This window comes from Variovorax beijingensis (assembly GCF_003951285.1).
Lineage (GTDB): Bacteria > Pseudomonadota > Gammaproteobacteria > Burkholderiales > Burkholderiaceae_C > Variovorax > Variovorax beijingensis.
Genome location: NZ_RXFQ01000022.1, coordinates 1 through 17,065, shown reverse-complemented (window position 1 = coordinate 17,065; position 17,065 = coordinate 1). Strand labels below are relative to the sequence as shown.

Sequence of the window (17,065 nt, the reverse complement as noted above, 5' to 3'; positions counted from 1 at the left end):
AGAGGTGAGGGGCCCTGCCTACTTTTTGCGCACGTTCCAGTACAGAACGGCGGGCGACGGCAGCAATCCGCTCACCACGCCGCGGCGCACCGCGGTGGGGGCCTTGCCTTCGCCCAGCGGCGCGATCACGCCGCCTTCGAGCACGCGAAGCTGAATCTGCGTCGCAATGTCCTTGCGTTGCGCAACGTCGCCGGTTTCGATGAAGCGCGACTTCAGCCTTTCGAGTTCGGCGTCGACAGGCCAGCCGAAGTAGCCCTGGTCGCCATTGCCGGTCAGCGGGCTGTAGGTGATCGGGCTGCTGGCATCAACGCCGCCCCAGAACGTGATGAAGGCATTCCAGCCGCCGTTTTCCGGTGGGTCTTTCTTGGTGCGGCGTGTCACGAGCGTGGCCCAGTCGGTGGTCTGAACGTCCACGTTGAAGCCCACCTGCTTGAGCAACTGCCCGTAGACGGCGGGCAGCTTGTTCAGTGCAGGCGCGTCACCTGGCAGCAGGATGACGACAGGCTTGCCGTCGTAGCCCGATTCCTTCAGCAGCTTCCTGGCTTCCTCGAACTGCGGCTTGCCTGTGAAAAAGCCCGTCTTGTCGCTCGCATACATCGAGCCGCACAGGTAGATCGACGTGCAGGGCTTGTAGAAGTCGCGGAAGGTGGCCTGCGCGCGCAGCATGGACTCCTGGTTGATGGCAAGCATGGCGGCCTTCAACGCCTTCGGGTTGTTGAACGGCGCGACCTTGTGGTTGTAGATCACCGTGAAGGGGCCTGCGGGCATCACGTCCACCAGCTCGATTTTCGGGTTGATGCGCATGTCGCTGTAGCCGGATGCGGGCACGGTCTCGACCATGTCGACCTCGCCGTTGAGCAGCGCGTTCACCTGCGTCTGCGGATCGCGCAGCAGCACCCATTCCACGCGGTCCACGTGCACCACCTTGCCGCCCGCCAGGCCCGAGGGGGCCTCCTTGCGCGGCACGTAGGCGGTGTTCTTGCGGTAGATCACGCGGTCGCCGGGGCGAAAGTCTTCCTTGGCGAGCGTGAAGGGGCCGGATCCGATCATCTCTTCGATCTGCTTGTCGGCGGGGGTGTCGGCCACGCGCTTGGGCATGATGAACGGAACCAGCGGGTTGGGCTTGCCCAGTGCGTCGAGCACCACGCCGAAGGGCTGCCTGAAGTTCATGCGAAAGGCGTTGGGGCCTTCCGCGGTGATGCTTTCCATGGCCTCGTACATCTTCTGCCCGATGGTGTCGCGCTTGGCCCAGCGGGCGAGCGAGGCGATCACATCCTGCGAGGTGACGGGCGCGCCGTCGTGGAACTTGAGGCCCGGGCGCAGCGTGAAGGTCCAGACCTTGTTGTCGGGGCTGGCGGTGTATTTCTCGACCATCTGCGGCTTGATCGCACCCTTTTCGTCCATGCCGAAAAGGGTGTCGTAGATCATGAAGCCGTGGTTGCGCGTGATGTTCGCCGTGGTCCAGATCGGGTCGAGGATCTTCAGGTCCGACGAAGGCACGGTACGCAGCACCGTGTCGGCGGATGTTGCGGCGGAGAACGTCAGCGCCAGTGCCGACAGGGTGACCGCGAACGCGCGGCGCAGCGAGAGTGGAGTTGCCATGAAGTCTTACTTCTTTCGGGGAGTGCCAGAGGCAGGTGAGGATGAATCCGAAGCCTTGCTTTCGCGCAGCTGGGCCAGCAGAAACTCGAAGATGTCGCGCGAACCCGCTTCGGCGTCGATGATCTTGTGGAGGATGCGGCGCAGGGTGTCGACTTCGCCGGTGGTGAGGCAGTCGAGGAAGCGGGCTTCCATCTCCACCCCGATGGGTTCGGCCTGCAGCACGAGGTCGATGCCGGCCGGGGTCAGGCACAGGTGGATCTGCCGGGCGTCCTCGTTGCCGATCTGGCGCTGGACCAGTTCGCGCTGCACCAGCGACCCCACGAGCTTGGAGACCAGCGTCTTTTCGATGGCGCAGATCTGCACCAGCTGGCCCATCGTGATGCCGGGTGCGCCGCCGATCATCCGGAGCAGCCGCACGTCGCGGATCGACAGCCCGAGTTCGAGCTCGTACACGCGCGAACCCCGGTCTCTGGTTCGTGCGGAAGCCACGTCGAGCAGGACGTTGATGTAGTCGGTTTTCAGTTGGAGCGGTGCGTGCATGGCCAGATGAAAGAAATCTTCAATAGTTGCAGTATTCAACTATCTGACAAGATCATGCAAGCTCCGGGCCAGCCGGCGAGGGAAATCCCCTACGAAGTTCGTGGCGGATGCGTTCAACAGCCATCAGTCGCCGCAGCGCTGAACCATGGCATCGCGGCCCGCACGGTTTTGGCGTACGCGCACCAAAGCCGTACCCGGCTGGGCGGCCCGAGCTGGCAAGCTTCTGGGTGGGGCTGCGATCCGCTACGCTTGGCTACGTGCCTGCCATATATCTATCGGCACCAGTGCCGTGAAGAATCTTCGGCTGAAACTGGCCACGGCACATTCCAGAGGACACGGCGTGCGCGACGCCGAAGATCTGGGTGCGCGTCAGGACCCCAGGCGGGCGTCGCGCCTGAGTGATTGAGGCGGCTTGCCGAAGCCTCGCATGAACGCCTCGCGAAGATGGCGCCGGTCGCGAAAGCCCGTTTCGCGAGCAACCACCTCCAGCGGGTGGCGGCTGCGCTCGATCATCAAGCGTGCAGCCTCCACGCGCAGACGCTCTACCGCCTTGGCCGGCGACTGGCCGGTCTCGGCCGTGAACACACGGCTGAACTGGCGCGGGCTGAGGTTCGCGGCCGCGGCGAGTTCTTCCACGCCCAGCGACTGCGCCAGGTGGCGGCGTGCATGCTCCAGCGCCCGCGCGATGCGGTCCGAGCGGGGCGCGAGATTCAGAATCTCCGAATGCTGCGACTGGCCGCCCGAACGGCGCTGATGCATGACCAGCCGGTGCGCCACCGATCGCGCCACGTCGTCGCCCAGGTCCTTCTCGACGAGGCCGAGCGCCAGATCCAGTTCCGCCGTCATGCCGGCGGAGGTCCAGATCGGGTCATCGGCGATGAAGATGCGGTCCGGCTCGACCTGGACATCGGGATGCCGCTGTTGCAGTGCGTCCGCATAGGCCCAGTGCGTCGTGGCGCGTCGCCCTGCCAGCAAGCCGGCGTCGGCCAGCACGAAGGCTCCGGTGCACAGCCCCACGGTCCGACGCGCACGAGCGCTGCACTTTCGCAGCGCATGCAGCAGTTCGGATGGTGAGGGGGTGGCCAACGGGTCGATCACGCCCACCACCATCCAGGTGTCGGCCGTGCTGCGCGCGGTGAAGGGCCTCGTCTGCAGGGCCGTGCCCAGCGAAGCCTTCACGCTGCCGCCGGGCATCGAGTGGCAAGTCACCTCGTAGAAGGGTTCGCCCGCCACAACGTTGGCGAACTCGAAGACCGCCTGCGTGGCCAGCGCCATCACCTGAAAGCCGGCCGGCAGGACGTAGCTGATTCTGTGCATGTGCGGTCTCGGGAGCCGATGGCATAAAACATGACTATACGCGTCATTTACGCCAAGCGCCAACCGGCGCAACATGGACACCATCGAAACCCCAAGACGGAGAACTACCGTGACGCAGACGAACCTGGGCACCGCCCTTATCACCGGAGCCTCCTCCGGCATCGGGGCCCTCTACGCCGACCGCCTGGCGCGGCGCGGATACGACCTCATCCTCGTCGCCCGCAGCCGCGAGCGTTTGAACCCGCTGGCTGCGGACCTCAGCAGCCGCCACGGCCGCGCGGTGGAGGTTTTCCCCGCCGATCTGAACAATCCGGAGTCGCTGCGCAGCGTGGAAAACAAGCTCAAGCACGATGCGAGCATCACCCTGCTGGTCAACAACGCCGGCATCGGCACGCACACGCCGCTGGTCGAGAGCGACGTGGACCAGATGGTGCGCATGATCGACCTCAACGTGACGGCGCTCACCCGGCTGAGCTACGCGGCGGTGCCAGGCTTCGTGGCGCGCGGCAGAGGTGCGTTGATCAACATTGCCTCCATCGTGGCCGTCTCGCCAGAGACCCTGAACGGCGTGTATGGCGGCAGCAAGGCCTTCGTGCTGGCCTTCAGTCAATCGCTGCAGCACGAGCTGGCCGGCAAGGGCGTGCGGGTGCAAGCCGTGCTGCCGGGTGCGACGGCCACCGAATTCTGGGCACGCGGCGGGCTTCCCGTGGAGCACCTGCCGGCGCAGATCGTGATGCGTGCCGAAGACCTGGTGGATGCCGCCTTGCTGGGCTTCGAACGCGGCGAATCGGTGACGCTTCCGTCGCTGCACGATGTCGCCCTCTGGGACGCCTACGAAGGCGCGCGCAAGGCGATGGCGCCCCACCTCTCGAGCAACGAAGCGGCATCGCGCTACCAGCCCTTGCGCTGAGTGGCCGCATCGCATTCGAACTGCGCCCCGCTCTGGAATCAGCGTGAAGGCGCATCGGAGTGCGCCAGCAAGCATGCATCCATGGCCCCCGGGCCACGAAGTAGCCCTGAAGATTCGAGGAGACCCACCGTGCCGCTGACCAGCAATGATCCACTTTCATCCTCCATCAGGATTGCCGGGACCGAGGAACACTTTCTCGATCCGCTCGGATCAAACGAGGGACGCCTGGGACGATTGCGCTATCTCTCGGGCGGGATGGGGCCGCCGTTGGTCTTGCTGCACACCGTGCGCACCCAGGCCGAGCACTTCCGCCACCTCATCCCGCTGGTCCGGGAGCGGTACACGGTGTATGCCCTCGATCTCCCTGGAATGGGCTACTCGCAGATCGTGCCGGGCGCCTCCTATGAGGAGCCGGCCATGCGCGAGGCGGTCAAGCGCCTCATCACCCGACTCGACTTGCGCGACGTGACGCTGCTCGGCGAGTCGATGGGCGCGACGCTCGCCCTCACCACCGCGGCCGATCTGCCCGAGCGGGTGCGGCGTGTCGTGGCGATCAATGCCTATGACTACGCGGGCGGCATCGCGCGGTCCAGCCTGCTGGCCCGGTTCGTCGTGACCGGCGCGTTGGCGCCCGGTGTCGGCCCGACCGTCGCGGGCGTCGAACCCAAGCCGATCGTGCGCGCCGTGCTCCGTGGGGGCCTCGGCAACGCGGCCGCCCTGCGCGATGACTATCTCGATGAACTGTTGAAGGTCGGGCGTCGGTCCGGCTATCCGGTCGTCGCCCGCGCGGTGTACGGCAACCTGCCCAGCCTCATCGCGGCACGCGTCCGCTACCCCGAGGTCAGCGCACCCGTTCATCTCATCTACGGAGAGAAGGATTGGTCAAGGCCCTCGGACCGGCAAGCCAACAAGCAGCTCCTTCCCGCGGCCGAGTTTGTCCAGGTGCCCGGCGCCGGTCACTTCATCGTCCTCGAGCGGCCGGATGTGCCTGCCAAGGTGTTGAACGACGCGATGCGAACTGCGAGCGTTCCGAAAGCCGCGGCCTGACGCCGCTGAGGGAAAGGTGATCCACGTGGGTCGCCAGGTGGCAGCCGCCGACGGTCGCATTTTCGGACCCTCCGGCAGCTGTATGCGCACGCAACGACGTGCCTGATCTTTCGATTAACCCGCAACAACCTGAGGTGCTCTCATGCCCACCCCTGACATCGTTCTCTGCGCGCCGGTCCGAACACCGATCGGAAGCTATGGCGGCTCGCTCAAGGAAACGCCCGCGTCCGCGCTGGGTGCCGCGGTGATTCGCGAGACCCTTCATCGCTCAGGTCTGGCCGCGGAAGCCGTCGACACCGTTGTGATGGGACACGTGATCCAGGCCGGCGCTCGGATGAATCCGGCACGACAAGCTGCCATCGGCGGCGGACTGCCTGTGCAGGTGCCCGCCCTGACGGTGAATCGGGTGTGCGGATCGGGTGCACAAGCGATCGCAGCGGCGGCACTCGAGATCGCGGCGGGTTATGCCGCGGCTGCGGTTGCCGGCGGCATGGAGAACATGGACCAGGCCCCCTATCTGGTGCCCGGCGCGCGCTGGGGACAGCGCATGGGGGACGCTCAGATGCTGGACAGCATGCTGCGAGACGGTCTCCATGATGCCTTCAGCGGTCAACACTCAGGCTGGCATACCGAGGATCTCGTCGGTCGGTACGGCATCACGCGCGAGGACCAGGATCGCTGGGCCGCGCGTTCACAGCAACGGTTCAGTGGGGCTCAGGAGGCCGGCAAGTTCGCGGAAGAGATTGTCGCCATCGAACTCTCCGGCCGCAAGGGACCGGTGAGCTTCTCCAAGGACGAAGTCAATCGGCCTGACACCACGGTCGAATCACTGGCCAAGCTCAAGCCGGCGTTTCGAAAGGACGGAACGATCACTGCCGGGAACGCGCCAGGGCTGAACAGCGGCGCAGCGGCGGTGATCGTCGCGGAGCGAAGTTTCGCCGAGAAGCATAGGCTACGGCCATGGGCGCGCCTGGTCTCGCACGGCGTCGCGGCGGTTGAGCCGGGCATGTTCGGTATCGGGCCGGTGCCGGCGGTCAAACTGGCCCTGGAACGCGCCAACTGGAAGCGCACGGACGTCCAGCGCATCGAGATCAACGAGGCATTCGCCGCGATCACCCTGGCCTGCCTGCGTGAGTTGGACCTGCCGGAAGACATCGTCAACGTCGAGGGTGGCGCCATCGCCCACGGCCACGCCATCGGCGCAACGGGCGCCGTGCTGACCACGCGCTTGCTGCACTCGATGCGACGCGACGGCTTGAGGCGGGGCATCGTGACCTTGTGCATCGGCGGCGGTCAGGGCATCGCGCTGGCGCTCGAAACGATCTGATCGAGCACTGGGGGGGCAGTGGCGGAGATCCGCAGCTGCCTCAACTTCGTTGGGGTTCGCCTCGCTCCACGAACGGGTGAGGCAGCTGCACATTCAAGAGCAGGGCAACGGTTCCGGCCAGCCCGCAGAACGCAATCAGTTCGGCCACGCCCTGTTCTCCGAAGTGCCTCTGTACTTGCTCGAACACGTCGTCCGCGACCTTGTGCCGTTCGGTGAGTGCCAGGAAGAACCGGCCTGCTGCTTCCACCGATCCGCCATCCTCCGGAATCTTGCCGACCGCAATCGCTTCAACCATCTCCAACGAAAGTCCGGCCGACAATGCCTTTGCGGCATGAGTCTCCCATTGATGGTGGCATTGCTGCCTCTGTGCCGTCATGAGAAAGATGGCTTCCAGCACCCGCTGCGGCAGCGTGCCGGTCCAAAGCTCGGTCGAGAGTTGCTCCAGAAGATCGGCAATTCGGGGGCTCCCGAGCAATGGCAGATAGGGGGCAGGCACACGGCCGCGCCGCCGTCCGATCAGGTCGTAGGCCGCGCGCTGTTCTGCGGAGCGCAAGGCGTCGGCCGTCGCAGGGAAACGAGTGACTGCATGCGGGCTCGCGGGCGTCGTCTCAGGCATTGGGCTTGATGTTGCCGGCTTTCACGACCGCGGCCCATTTCTCGATCTCCCGCCGGATGCGGGTCCTGAACTCCTCGGCCGTGCTGCCGACCGGCACGAAGCCGAGTTCGATGAGTTTCTGATGCAGCGGACCTGCGCGCACGGCCTGTGCCGCTGTGGACGACAGCCGGGACACGATGTCCGGCGTCAATTTGGCCGGGCCGATCAAGCCGAAGATTGGCGTGGCGTCGACACTGGGCAGTCCGGCTTCCTGCATCGTCGGCGTGTCCGGCAGTTGCGTGGCCCGCTGCGCTGCGGTGACTGCCAGGGCGCGGACAGTGCCCGCGCGGATGTGGTCGATCATCGTGGGGACCGTGGTGAACCCGAACTGGACGTGACCCGCGAGCAGGTCGTTCAGCACGGTGCCGCCGCCGCGGTACGGCACGTGGTTGATGTCGATCGCGGCGGCGGCGCGCAACTGCTCGCCGGCCAGATGCGGCGCACTGCCCACGCCGGCAGATCCGTAGTTGAAACTGCCCGGCTTTGCCTTGGACAGAGCCACGAATTCCTTCAGCGTCGCTGCGGGAACCGTGCGGTGCACGATCAGCACGAGTGGCGCCGATGCCATGAGCGAAATTGGCGCGAAGTCCTTCTCCGTGTCGTACGGCAGCGCGCTGCCGAAAAGCCCCGGGTTGATCACGAACGCCGTGTCGACGAAGCCGAGCGTGCCACCGTCTGGCGCCGCCGTGGCGACCGCGCGCGTGCCGATCTGCGTGCCGGCACCTCCTCGGTTGTCGACAATCACCGGGGCCGCGACGGCGGGCTCCAATGCCTGCGCCATCAGGCGGCCGAGCGTGTCCGTGGCCGCACCCGGAGGGTAGGGCACGATGAGGCGGACCGCCGCCTTCGTGTCTGCGAGCGCGAGGCGGCCCACGCCGAGCGAGGCCACCAAGGAAAGTGCAGCGCCCCCGCGGATCAGCGAGCGCCTGTTGTGCATGGGCATTTCTGTCTCCTGAAAATAAGTTCTAGATGCGGCGCACGAAGCCGCTGTCGAGCAGCGCGGGTTCTGGGTCGGCGCCCAGCCCGGGCCGGTCTGTCAGCTGAAAGGCACCGTCAATGCAGGGCACGGTGTCGCCGTAGGGCGTGAAGCCGAGATCGCAGAAGAGCCGCTCCACATGCACCTCGTCCTCCTGCGCGGCCAACACGTGCAGCGTGGCCAGCAACCCCGGGCCGAAGAAGGCCGACTGCGGGGCGCAGTGCACGGCGCTGCCGGCGCACTCGCGCGAGAGCCGCAGCAGCGTCGTGACGCCGCCCGATTTGATCGCGCTCGGCTGCAGATAGTCGATGGCCCGGGCTCTCGCCGCGAGGCTCAGCTCATGCACGCTGCTGGCGTTCTCGCCGGCTGCGGTCGGCACGCCGGTTCGAACGCGGAGGGCGCGAAGTGCTTCGATGTCCTCCGGCGGCCAGAGCGGCTCTTCGATCCAGTGCAGGTCGAAGGCCGCCATCCGGGTCACGACCTCGCCGGCCTCATCGGCCGTCCAGGCGCAGTTCGCATCGACCATCAGCGGCGTGTCAGGGCCCATCACAGCGCGCGCAGCGGCCACGGCCTCGGGTGTTTTCTCGTGCAGCTTCACCTGTTCGAAGCCGGCCGCCAGCGCACGCTCCACATTCCTTGCCACCAGCGCCGTGTCGCCGTAGTACTGAAGCAAGGACGCGTAGGCGGGCAGGCGGGTGCGTCTCGCTCCGCCGAGCAGGACATGCAGTGGTACGCCGGCGATCTTCGCTTTCAGGTCCCAGATCGCAATGTCGAGGCCGCTCAGCGCATGCAGTACAGGCCCCGAGCGGCCCATGTTGTGCAACGTGCGTTCAAGCGACGCCATGAGCGCGGGATCCGTCGCGTCCCGGCCTGTCGCGAGGGGTGCGACCCGGCCGCGAAAGATCGCCGAAAGCGCATCGAGTTCGGCGCCATACGACTCGCCCCAGCCGACCAGGCCGTTGTCGAGCTCGATGCGTACCAGGCCGCTGTCCAACGTGGTCCTCGGGCGTCCGGCGAACAGGGGCGCCGGCGCACCGTGGTGGAAGGGCAATCGAAGCTGGAGGCAGTCGATCGATCGAATGGTGGTGGACATCTGCTTGTTCTGTTTTTGGTAGCGCTACCAAAACGATGGTACGGCCATGTGCAGGCACAACGTGTGCGGGTTTCTATCTAGGTGCTTTCGCGCGAAACGATGGAGAAGCCCACATCGACCTTGGCCTCTTCGACGTCGAGGCCTTCGCTGCGGCTCACGATGAACCGAGCCGCGAGCTGGCCGATGCGCGTGCTGTCGATGCGCACGGTCGTGAGCGACGGCGAAACGTCCGCCGCGAAATCGAGGTCGCCGAAGCCCACCACGGCGATGTCCTGCGGCACGCGCAGGCCGCGCGCTGCGGCTTCGGTGACGACGCCGAGCGCCAGCACGTCCGAGCTGCAGAAGATGGCGTCGGTCCCGGGCTGGTGCCGCAGCATCTCGCCCAGCGCCTGGCGGCCACTGCGGACGGTTGCCGGCGCAACCACGGTCTCGACATGCGCAGAGATTTCCCGCTCGCGCGCCGGGCCGTGGAGCGCCGAGTGGACGAACGCGCTGGCCCGCCGGGCCGCGCGTTCGTGGTTGCCGCCGATGAAGCCCAGGCGACGACGGCCGCGCTCGATCAGGAAAGTGGCCACGGCGGTCGCGATGGCTTCGTGCGAGAAGCCGACCAGCATGTCGATCGGGTCCTGCACCATGTCCCAGGTCTCCACCACCGGAATGCCCGAGGCCACAAGGCGTCGCCGGCCGGCCGCAGAGGGCACCACACCGCCCAGCACGATGCCGTCGGGCCGACGGCCGATGATGGCGTCGAGCAGCGCGTCCTCCTCCTGCGTGCCATAGCCGCTTTGGCCCAGCATCAACTGGTGGTCGCGGGCCGCGAGTTCGGCGATGAGGGACTGCACCATTTCCTGGAACACCGGCCCGGCAATCGACGGAACGACAGCCGCGACCAGGCGGCTTCGCTGCGAGGCAAGGCTTCCGGCCACCCGGTTGGCGACGTAGCCCGTCGACTCGACTGCTGCGCGAACCTTCGCAAGGATGGCGGCCGAAACCTGCTCGGGCGTGTTCAGCGCGCGCGACACGCTCATCGCCGACACGCCTGCCAGCCGAGCGACTTCGAGCAGGGTGATACCGCCGGCGACCCTTGCGCGACGCGGCGGCAGAGGCGAGGGCGCGGAACGCCCTGCTGCGACAGGTTGTTTGTTCGAAGGAGCCGACATGGACGGTGGCAAGGGGGTGCGAAAAGCTTAACCTGATTCCCGCGCGGGCCGCAGAAGGCACCGGCCCGGCCGTTATAGTCCGCTCCCAACCATGACAGATCGTCCTTTGCAGCCTCGCCATCTGAGCGTCACCGTGATGGACGTCGCCAAGCTCGCGGGCGTGTCGGCGATGACGGTGTCGCGGGTCTTCAATGCGCCCAATTCGGTCAACGCCAAGACGCTCGCCAAGGTGCAGGCGGCCGTGGCATCCACGGGCTACGTGCCCAATCGCGGCGCGGGGGGGCTGCGCTCCGCCAAGACACGCCTGGTGTCGGCGGTGGTGCCGACCCTGTCAGGGCCTGTCTTCCTGGACACCATCGAGGCGCTGAATTCCCGGCTCCAGCAGCACGGCTACCAACTCATGGTGGGGCAGAGCGGGTACAGCACGTCGACGGAGGACGACCTCGTGCGCGACATCATCGGCCGTCGGCCCGACGGCATCGTGCTCACCGGTGTCGTGCACAGCGAACTCGGGCGCCAGCGGCTCCTCGCGGCCGGCATTCCGATCGTCGAGACCTGGGATGTGGCGCTCGATCCGATCGACATGCTGGTCGGCTTCTCGCACGAGGCCGTCGGCCGCAGCGTTGCGGAATACCTCCTGCAGAAGGGCCGCAGGCGGCTCGCCGTGATCGGCGGTGACGATCCTCGTTCGGTGCGCAGGGCGGAAGCGTTCACTGCCATGGCGCAGGCACAGGGTGCCGTGGCCCCGATCGTGCATCTCGTCCCCGCGCCGACCAAGCTCAGCGACGGGCGCCGTGCCCTGCGCTCGATCCTGCAGTCCAACCTGCCGCTCGACGGGGTCTTCTGCAGCTCCGACATGCTGGCGCTGGGCGTGCTGACCGAAGCGCGTGCCGCCGGTCTCGGCGTCCCCGCCGATCTCGCGGTCGTCGGTTTCGGCGACCTGAACTTTGCGGCGGACCTGGACCCGGCGCTGACCACCGTGCGGATCGACGGGCGGCGCATCGGCCAGATCGCGGCCGACTGCATCGTCGAGCGCGCCGCAGGACGGCGTCCGCCTGAGCTGATCGTCGATGTGGGCTTCACGATCGTTCGTCGGGCGAGCGCGTAGGGCCCACGGCTTTCCTGGCGCGCGTCAATGGGCGTGCGCCGGGCGGGGGGCATGCGCGGGTTTGGATTCGTCCTCGTGCTCGTGGTCGTCATGCGGCGCAACCCCTTCGCGGGACTTCCTGAGCCACATGCGTGCGAGCACCGGGTCTCGCGGGACACCCGCGCCGTTCTCATAGGCGCGGCTCAGGGCACGCTGGGCCTGGGGGTTGCCGGCCTCCGCCGCGCGCTTCAGCCAGTCCATGGCCGTCGGCAGATCCTTGCGGACGCCACTGCCCGATGCATAGCTTGCGTACAGCTCGTATTGAGACTTTGCCGCGCATCGGTCGGCCCGTGTTGCGCTCAGCCGGTACCACCTGAACGCCTCGCGAGGGTTCCGTTCGACGCCCCCCAGCCCCTGCCTGTAGAAGTCGGCCACCATGCACTGCGCGATCACCGCACCGCCGTCGGCGGCGCGCTTGAACCAGTGGAACGATCTCACGAGGTCCTTGGGCGTGCGGCCGCTTCCGTTGAAGTAGACGAAGCCCAGGTCGACCTGGGCCGGTACGTACCCGTGCCGCGCCGATCGTTCGAGATAGCTGGATGCCATGTCCAGATCCAGTGCCCGGCCCGTTCGGCCGCGGTAGTGGTTTGCAAGTTCATATTCCGCCTTCGCAAAGCCCTGAGCGGCGGACGAAGTGAAGAGCTCGAACGCACGTTCCCTGTCCATCGGCACTCCGGCGCCGCTGCTGTATCGCCGTGCCAGCTCGTATTGCGCTTCGGGATCATCTGATTGCGCGGCCGCGGAAGAACCAAGGACGGCGATGCAAAGCGCGAGGACCGGAGGAAGGAGGCGAGCGGCCTTTGGATGATCTTGCGTCGTCGATGGATATCCTCGCACGGCGGCACCCGCCTCACTGGAAGGTCTGGGTGACGATGGCGGGTACGACGATCTCGCTCGCCCGGGTCAGCGAGATGGTCTTCGTCTGCCCCTTGGCGATGGTGGCGAGCACGGCCTGCGCATCGGCCAGCGAGCTCAGGCGCTGCGTGCGCAGGTACTCCGGAGGATGGAATGTGCCTTTGTCCGCGTGGACGGACTCGACGGGGCCGCCCTTGTAGGTGATGGTGGCCCCCAGGCCCGGACTGAACTGCGTGAAGCCCTCGGGGATATAGCCCTTGTAGACCGTGTCCTGCACGTCGATGGCGACCTGCACGTAGTACCCGCCCGGATCGTTCACGTACTGGTCCGTCGACGTCGTGATGCCGTTCGCCAGCAGGGGGAGCTTCGGGTTCTTGTTCTGCGGACCCACAAAGCCCTGGATGATCTTCCCGTCGTCCAGGATCCTGGCCGACACGGAGGTCAGGCCGGCTTCGCGCCCGGGCTTGAACGGACCGGAAGTCTCGATGCTCTTGTACGTCGCATTCGCAGCGTCGCTCGCTGCGTAGGAGGCCACGGAGCGGCGCTTCTCCAACTGGTTGGAGAACTCACCGGTGATGTTCACGCCACCGACGGCCGGCGAGTCGAACACCTTCGAGCGCATGGCATCGAGCATGGTCAGCTGGGCACCCGCGTTCGCCGGGTCGCGGTTGTAGGCCTTCAGCGCCTGGTAGACCTCGACGATGGGAAACTGATTGGTGTGCTGCGGCGCCACGAAGTCCACATCGAGCGTGTTCTGCAGATAGCTGAAGCCATGCTGGAACGACAGGCGCAGCCAGCCGTTGGCGGCCGTCGGGCTGTTGAGGCCGTTGAAGCCGTAGCCCCCGTGGTAGCCGAAGGTGTAGAACTTGCCATCGTCCGGGTTCTTCACCTTGAACAGCATGTTGGTGCTGCCAGGCGTGTGGCCCGGCGACCAGATCACCATGATCTTCACGTTGCCGTAGTCGTACCACTTGTCGTATTCGTACGAATGGGAGATGCGTTCACGGATCACGGTCTCGCTGGCCGGCAGCGCCCCCGTGATGTTCCACGTGTTGCCCTGCAGGTCGGATGTGACGCCCACGGCATCTTCCTTCGACGCCCAGAGCGCGATCGGCTTGCCGGCGTTGTCCATCATCCTGAGCTGCTCGACGACCGTACCGTAATGGTCGCTGTGTCCGTGCGTCAGCCAGATGTCGGTCACCGATCGCGGATCGACACCGACGAGCTCCATGTTCCTCCAGTACTGGTAGCCGCTGTTGGGCCACCCGGCATCGACCTTGATCACCTTGTCGTCCGACAGATCGTTGGGCGTACCCATGTCGGCCTTGAGCAGATACGAGGCGACTTCGTTGTCGCCCACGTAGTACAGCGTGTTCTTCACCATCTCGAAGGGCTCGGTGCTGCGGGAGTAGGGCGCCGATGCGGGCGAGGTCGCGTTGATCTTGTTGTAGGGCTGGCCGGAGACAGGGTCGCTGCCCTTGTCGTCCAGCATGGTGCTGAGCGTGGGCACGTCCCACACCGGCTTGCCGTCCGTGGTCGATTGCGGCGTGAAGTACCAGATCGCAACCACCTTGGCCGTATCGGCCGCGAGGTAGTTGTTGTCGAAAAGCAGATAGGCGCTCTGGCGCGATGTGGTGCCGTAGTCGTAGCTGGCGGTGACCGGAATCGAAGCGAAGTCGGAAACGGTGCTCTTCGCATAGTCGGCGGTGTTGACGTTGAACACCTTCACGTCGGGCGAGACCGCATAGGTCTCCTCGTAGCGCCTGATCGGCTGCGCATAGGGCCGACCGGCCTGGTCCGCCGTCAGGTTGCGGCCGTCCCCCACGGTGATGGTGGTGCCGGTCTTGTCGTAGACCCAGCCCGCCGCGACCATGGGACCCGGCGCGTTGTCGTTCCGGCCGACCGCCGCGCCGTACTTCTTCAGGTTGAACTGGGCGGCGGGCGATTTGCCCTTGGCGAGGATGACGTTGAAGATTGGCGTAGGGTCGGCCGGCACGGTCACCGCGGCGGCATCGCTGCCGGGTATCCAGTCCACCAGGTTGCCCGGCACAAGGTTGGCGAGGAGGGCGGCCATCTTCGCAGTTGGAACCGCGACCGACAGGCTCCTGGCGCCGCTTTGCGTGAGCACCGGGATGCTCACGGTGTCGTTGCCCTTGTCGTCCGAGGTTGCGACCGGCGTGCCGTACACCAGGCCCGCGGCCCTGAAGACAGGCGCTGCGGGTTGCGCGGGCGGGTCCTCGGGGTTGCCGCCTCCGCCTCCGCCAGGGATCCAAAACCCTCCGCTGCCGCGCGAGTCGCCTCCGCCGCAGCTGAGCACCAGCATGGATGCGAGAAGCGCAGGAAAGATGCGCCGATGATTCAGGACGGTCTTCATGATGGATTTCCAATGGCCATGGGTTTCAAAGGCGTTGCAAGGAGCCATCGGGGTTGCGTCGATAGCGCTTGAGCATCTCGTCCCACATCTTTCGGGCCTGGCCCGGATGCCACGCATGGCCGATGTCCGAGGTGATCTGCCAGCGGTACTCCGCGCGTCCGCTGTTCCAGATCTCGGTCGTGCGCCGCCCGTCGATCGCGATGGCCGGGGGCGAGAAGTTCTGGTTGACGGTTTCACGCCAGAACGTCCTCGCGGCCGTTTCGCCTGCGGTGCCGCCGGGAAATTCCGTCGGCAGCTCCTGCTCCCCTCGGCATTGCCAGACGGGCAGGGCGATGTCGGTTCGCACAATGGGGTTCGCATAGCTGGCGGCCGAGAGGTGCCCCGAGTAGCAAGGCGCGATCGCCGCGAACAGCTGCGGGTGCTGGACCGCGATGCGATTTGTGAGCGCGGTGCCCTGTGACGATCCATTCAGGAAGACGCGGCCATCGTCGATCTGGTAGGTCGTCTTCATCTCCTCGAGCAGGTCGAGGAAGAACTGGACGTCGGGATTGTCCGCATCGATCGATGTCGTCCATGTCGCCTTGAGGCCATGCGGATACACGACGATGAAGCCTTCGTCGCGCGCCACGTCGTGCCACTGCGAGATCTGGGCCTGGAAGCGAGCCGACCCGTTGCGACCGTGAAACGAGAACAGGAGCGGAAGCTTCTTTCCTTCCGCAACCAGCTTCTGATACTGCGGAGGGACGTACGTCAACCAACGCCGCGGCTCGCCGGGGCGCAGGCTCTTGATGGTTTCCGCGAGCCCCATGTCCGCGATGCTTTTTTCCGCATGCAGCGTTCCGTTGTAGGACTTGTTGTCCGGGAAGCGCACCACCTTGCCGAACAGCTCTTCCCACACCAGCCTCGAGACCGAGGCCGACTCCGCCGGACGGTCGAGCCGTGACAGCCGGACTTGCTGGACCGGGTGGTCTTGCACGAAATCCGTCACCGTCGGAAGGTCGCCGACCGCCTGCTGGTTTTGCGCATCCGTTCCGTTCGCCTGCCGCCAGAAGCCCATCTGCGTGGCAAATGGATCGGCGCCGCACTGGAATTGCCAGACGGCCATGGCGGTCTTGGGCAGGCTGTCCGCGGCGAGATCGAGCGTTGCCGGTTCGGCGGCGGCGCCGAACGACGCGACGCCGGTGGCCATGACAGCGAGCTCGCGCATGGCGAGTTCCTGCGCCATGACACCGCCGGATCCTGCGCCGGCCAGGAACGTCGACATCGTCGATGGAAGCCCGTGGCGCGTGCGCACGGCTGCGGCCGCTGCGACGATGAACGCGTGATCGTCGGACCGGGTCGTGTCCTTGGCCGTGTTCCAGCCGCTTGGTTTGGCCACCGGAAAGATCGCGACGAAGCCTTTCTCTTCCGCGAGCGCGGGCCAGCCGGTGAGACGGGCGTTGTCCTCGGCGGATTGGCCCGTCCGATGCAATGAGACGACCACTTCCACGCCTCTGGCATCCTGGTCGCGAAGGGTCGCGACGTCGCGGGGTGCGTACTCGTAATACTGCCGGTCCTCGCCATTGACCTTGATCGTCTGCAGGGCCAGGGGGAGTGCTGCCGGTGAAGGGGCCGCTGTGGCGCCCGGCAAGGCGGCGCAGTCCTCGGTCACCGTCGCCTGGGCTGGCGGAGGGGGAGCGGGGGCAGGAATGAAAGCGTACCCGTTCGACCCGCCACCGCCGCATCCTGCGACAACGACCGATGCAGCCGCGAGCATCGTGAATTTCTTCATTCCTCGTCTCCTCGTTGGTTGCCCGCAGCCGGTGCGGAAAGTTATCGTTAACAACTTGAATTGTTAGCGCAACCAAATTGATCGCTCATTCGGATAAACCCGGCCGCTTGAGGATCTCTTCCCAGTGAAAGCGAGCGTTGGATGCTGCATATTGCGATCGCTGAACAGGCTGGGGTTAACCCCAGAAGAAAAACTTACTGTTAACGTTAACATAATGGACGTGTAGATCGCATGGCCGCGCCGCGCGAGGTTCTCCTTCGGCACATTTCCGCTCCGTCCGGAGCCATCCTC

General features: G+C 66.1%; 15 protein-coding genes. 4 read left to right on the top strand and 11 right to left on the bottom strand.

All coding sequences use genetic code 11. The features are described from left to right. Nucleotides 1-18: 18 nt before the first annotated feature. From EJO66_RS27650 to EJO66_RS27640, 3 genes are all read right to left on the bottom strand, one after another. Nucleotides 19-1,602, bottom strand: coding sequence for an ABC transporter substrate-binding protein (locus EJO66_RS27650; protein WP_125966675.1), 1,584 nt, complete (start codon nucleotides 1,600-1,602; stop codon nucleotides 19-21). A 6-nt stretch (nucleotides 1,603-1,608) separates the two neighbouring features. Then, complete coding sequence (locus tag EJO66_RS27645; protein WP_125966674.1) at nucleotides 1,609-2,142, bottom strand: MarR family winged helix-turn-helix transcriptional regulator; 534 nt, start codon at nucleotides 2,140-2,142, stop codon at nucleotides 1,609-1,611. A gap of 369 nt (nucleotides 2,143-2,511) precedes the next feature. Then, nucleotides 2,512-3,459 (bottom strand): GlxA family transcriptional regulator, encoded by a 948-nt coding sequence (locus tag EJO66_RS27640; RefSeq protein WP_124962283.1) that lies wholly within the window; start codon nucleotides 3,457-3,459, stop codon nucleotides 2,512-2,514. A gap of 109 nt (nucleotides 3,460-3,568) precedes the next feature. Here EJO66_RS27640 and EJO66_RS27635 point away from each other — a divergent pair, with 109 nt between their 5' ends. The 3 genes from EJO66_RS27635 (at nucleotide 3,569) to EJO66_RS27625 (ending at nucleotide 6,743) form a co-directional block, all read left to right on the top strand. After that, complete coding sequence (locus tag EJO66_RS27635) at nucleotides 3,569-4,369, top strand: SDR family NAD(P)-dependent oxidoreductase (RefSeq protein WP_125966673.1); 801 nt, start codon at nucleotides 3,569-3,571, stop codon at nucleotides 4,367-4,369. A 129-nt stretch (nucleotides 4,370-4,498) separates the two neighbouring features. Next, nucleotides 4,499-5,416, top strand: a complete 918-nt coding sequence (locus EJO66_RS27630) for an alpha/beta fold hydrolase (RefSeq protein ID WP_125966672.1) — start codon at nucleotides 4,499-4,501, stop codon at nucleotides 5,414-5,416. Between the two features lie 142 nt (nucleotides 5,417-5,558). Continuing rightward, entirely contained in the window at nucleotides 5,559-6,743 is a 1,185-nt protein-coding gene (locus EJO66_RS27625; RefSeq protein WP_125966671.1) for an acetyl-CoA C-acyltransferase, read from the top strand. A 40-nt stretch (nucleotides 6,744-6,783) separates the two neighbouring features. Here the strand turns inward: EJO66_RS27625 and EJO66_RS27620 are convergent, their stop codons facing one another. The 4 genes from EJO66_RS27620 to EJO66_RS27605 form a co-directional block, all read right to left on the bottom strand. Then, nucleotides 6,784-7,359: a carboxymuconolactone decarboxylase family protein gene (locus EJO66_RS27620; protein ID WP_124962279.1), complete on the bottom strand. Its 576-nt coding sequence runs from the start codon at nucleotides 7,357-7,359 to the stop codon at nucleotides 6,784-6,786. After that, nucleotides 7,352-8,341 (bottom strand): tripartite tricarboxylate transporter substrate binding protein, encoded by a 990-nt coding sequence (locus tag EJO66_RS27615; protein WP_223262516.1) that lies wholly within the window; start codon nucleotides 8,339-8,341, stop codon nucleotides 7,352-7,354. Before EJO66_RS27615 ends, EJO66_RS27620 begins: the two co-directional genes overlap by 8 nt. 22 nt (nucleotides 8,342-8,363) lie before the next feature. Continuing rightward, complete coding sequence (locus tag EJO66_RS27610; RefSeq protein WP_125966670.1) at nucleotides 8,364-9,467, bottom strand: mandelate racemase/muconate lactonizing enzyme family protein; 1,104 nt, start codon at nucleotides 9,465-9,467, stop codon at nucleotides 8,364-8,366. Between the two features lie 77 nt (nucleotides 9,468-9,544). Beyond that, on the bottom strand, nucleotides 9,545-10,627 hold the full coding sequence (locus tag EJO66_RS27605) for a LacI family DNA-binding transcriptional regulator (protein WP_125966669.1): 1,083 nt from the start codon (nucleotides 10,625-10,627) through the stop codon (nucleotides 9,545-9,547). 136 nt (nucleotides 10,628-10,763) lie between these two features. Between EJO66_RS27605 and EJO66_RS27600 the strand changes: the two genes are divergently transcribed. Next, nucleotides 10,764-11,735, top strand: coding sequence for a LacI family DNA-binding transcriptional regulator (locus tag EJO66_RS27600; protein ID WP_240648838.1), 972 nt, complete (start codon nucleotides 10,764-10,766; stop codon nucleotides 11,733-11,735). A gap of 24 nt (nucleotides 11,736-11,759) precedes the next feature. On the opposite strand, the gene EJO66_RS27595 is transcribed toward EJO66_RS27600, so the two are convergent. The 4 genes from EJO66_RS27595 to EJO66_RS32845 form a co-directional block, all read right to left on the bottom strand. Continuing rightward, nucleotides 11,760-12,611, bottom strand: coding sequence for a tetratricopeptide repeat protein (locus EJO66_RS27595; RefSeq protein ID WP_125966668.1), 852 nt, complete (start codon nucleotides 12,609-12,611; stop codon nucleotides 11,760-11,762). A gap of 13 nt (nucleotides 12,612-12,624) precedes the next feature. Then, nucleotides 12,625-15,003: an MBL fold metallo-hydrolase gene (locus EJO66_RS27590; RefSeq protein ID WP_164547925.1), complete on the bottom strand. Its 2,379-nt coding sequence runs from the start codon at nucleotides 15,001-15,003 to the stop codon at nucleotides 12,625-12,627. Nucleotides 15,004-15,028: 25 nt separating this feature from the next. After that, a complete protein-coding gene (locus tag EJO66_RS27585) occupies nucleotides 15,029-16,774 on the bottom strand; it encodes a PHB depolymerase family esterase (protein ID WP_125966666.1) in 1,746 nt (581 codons plus the stop codon). 63 nt (nucleotides 16,775-16,837) lie between these two features. Continuing rightward, on the bottom strand, nucleotides 16,838-17,065 hold a 228-nt coding region (locus EJO66_RS32845), incomplete at its 5' end, for a hypothetical protein (RefSeq protein ID WP_206168896.1).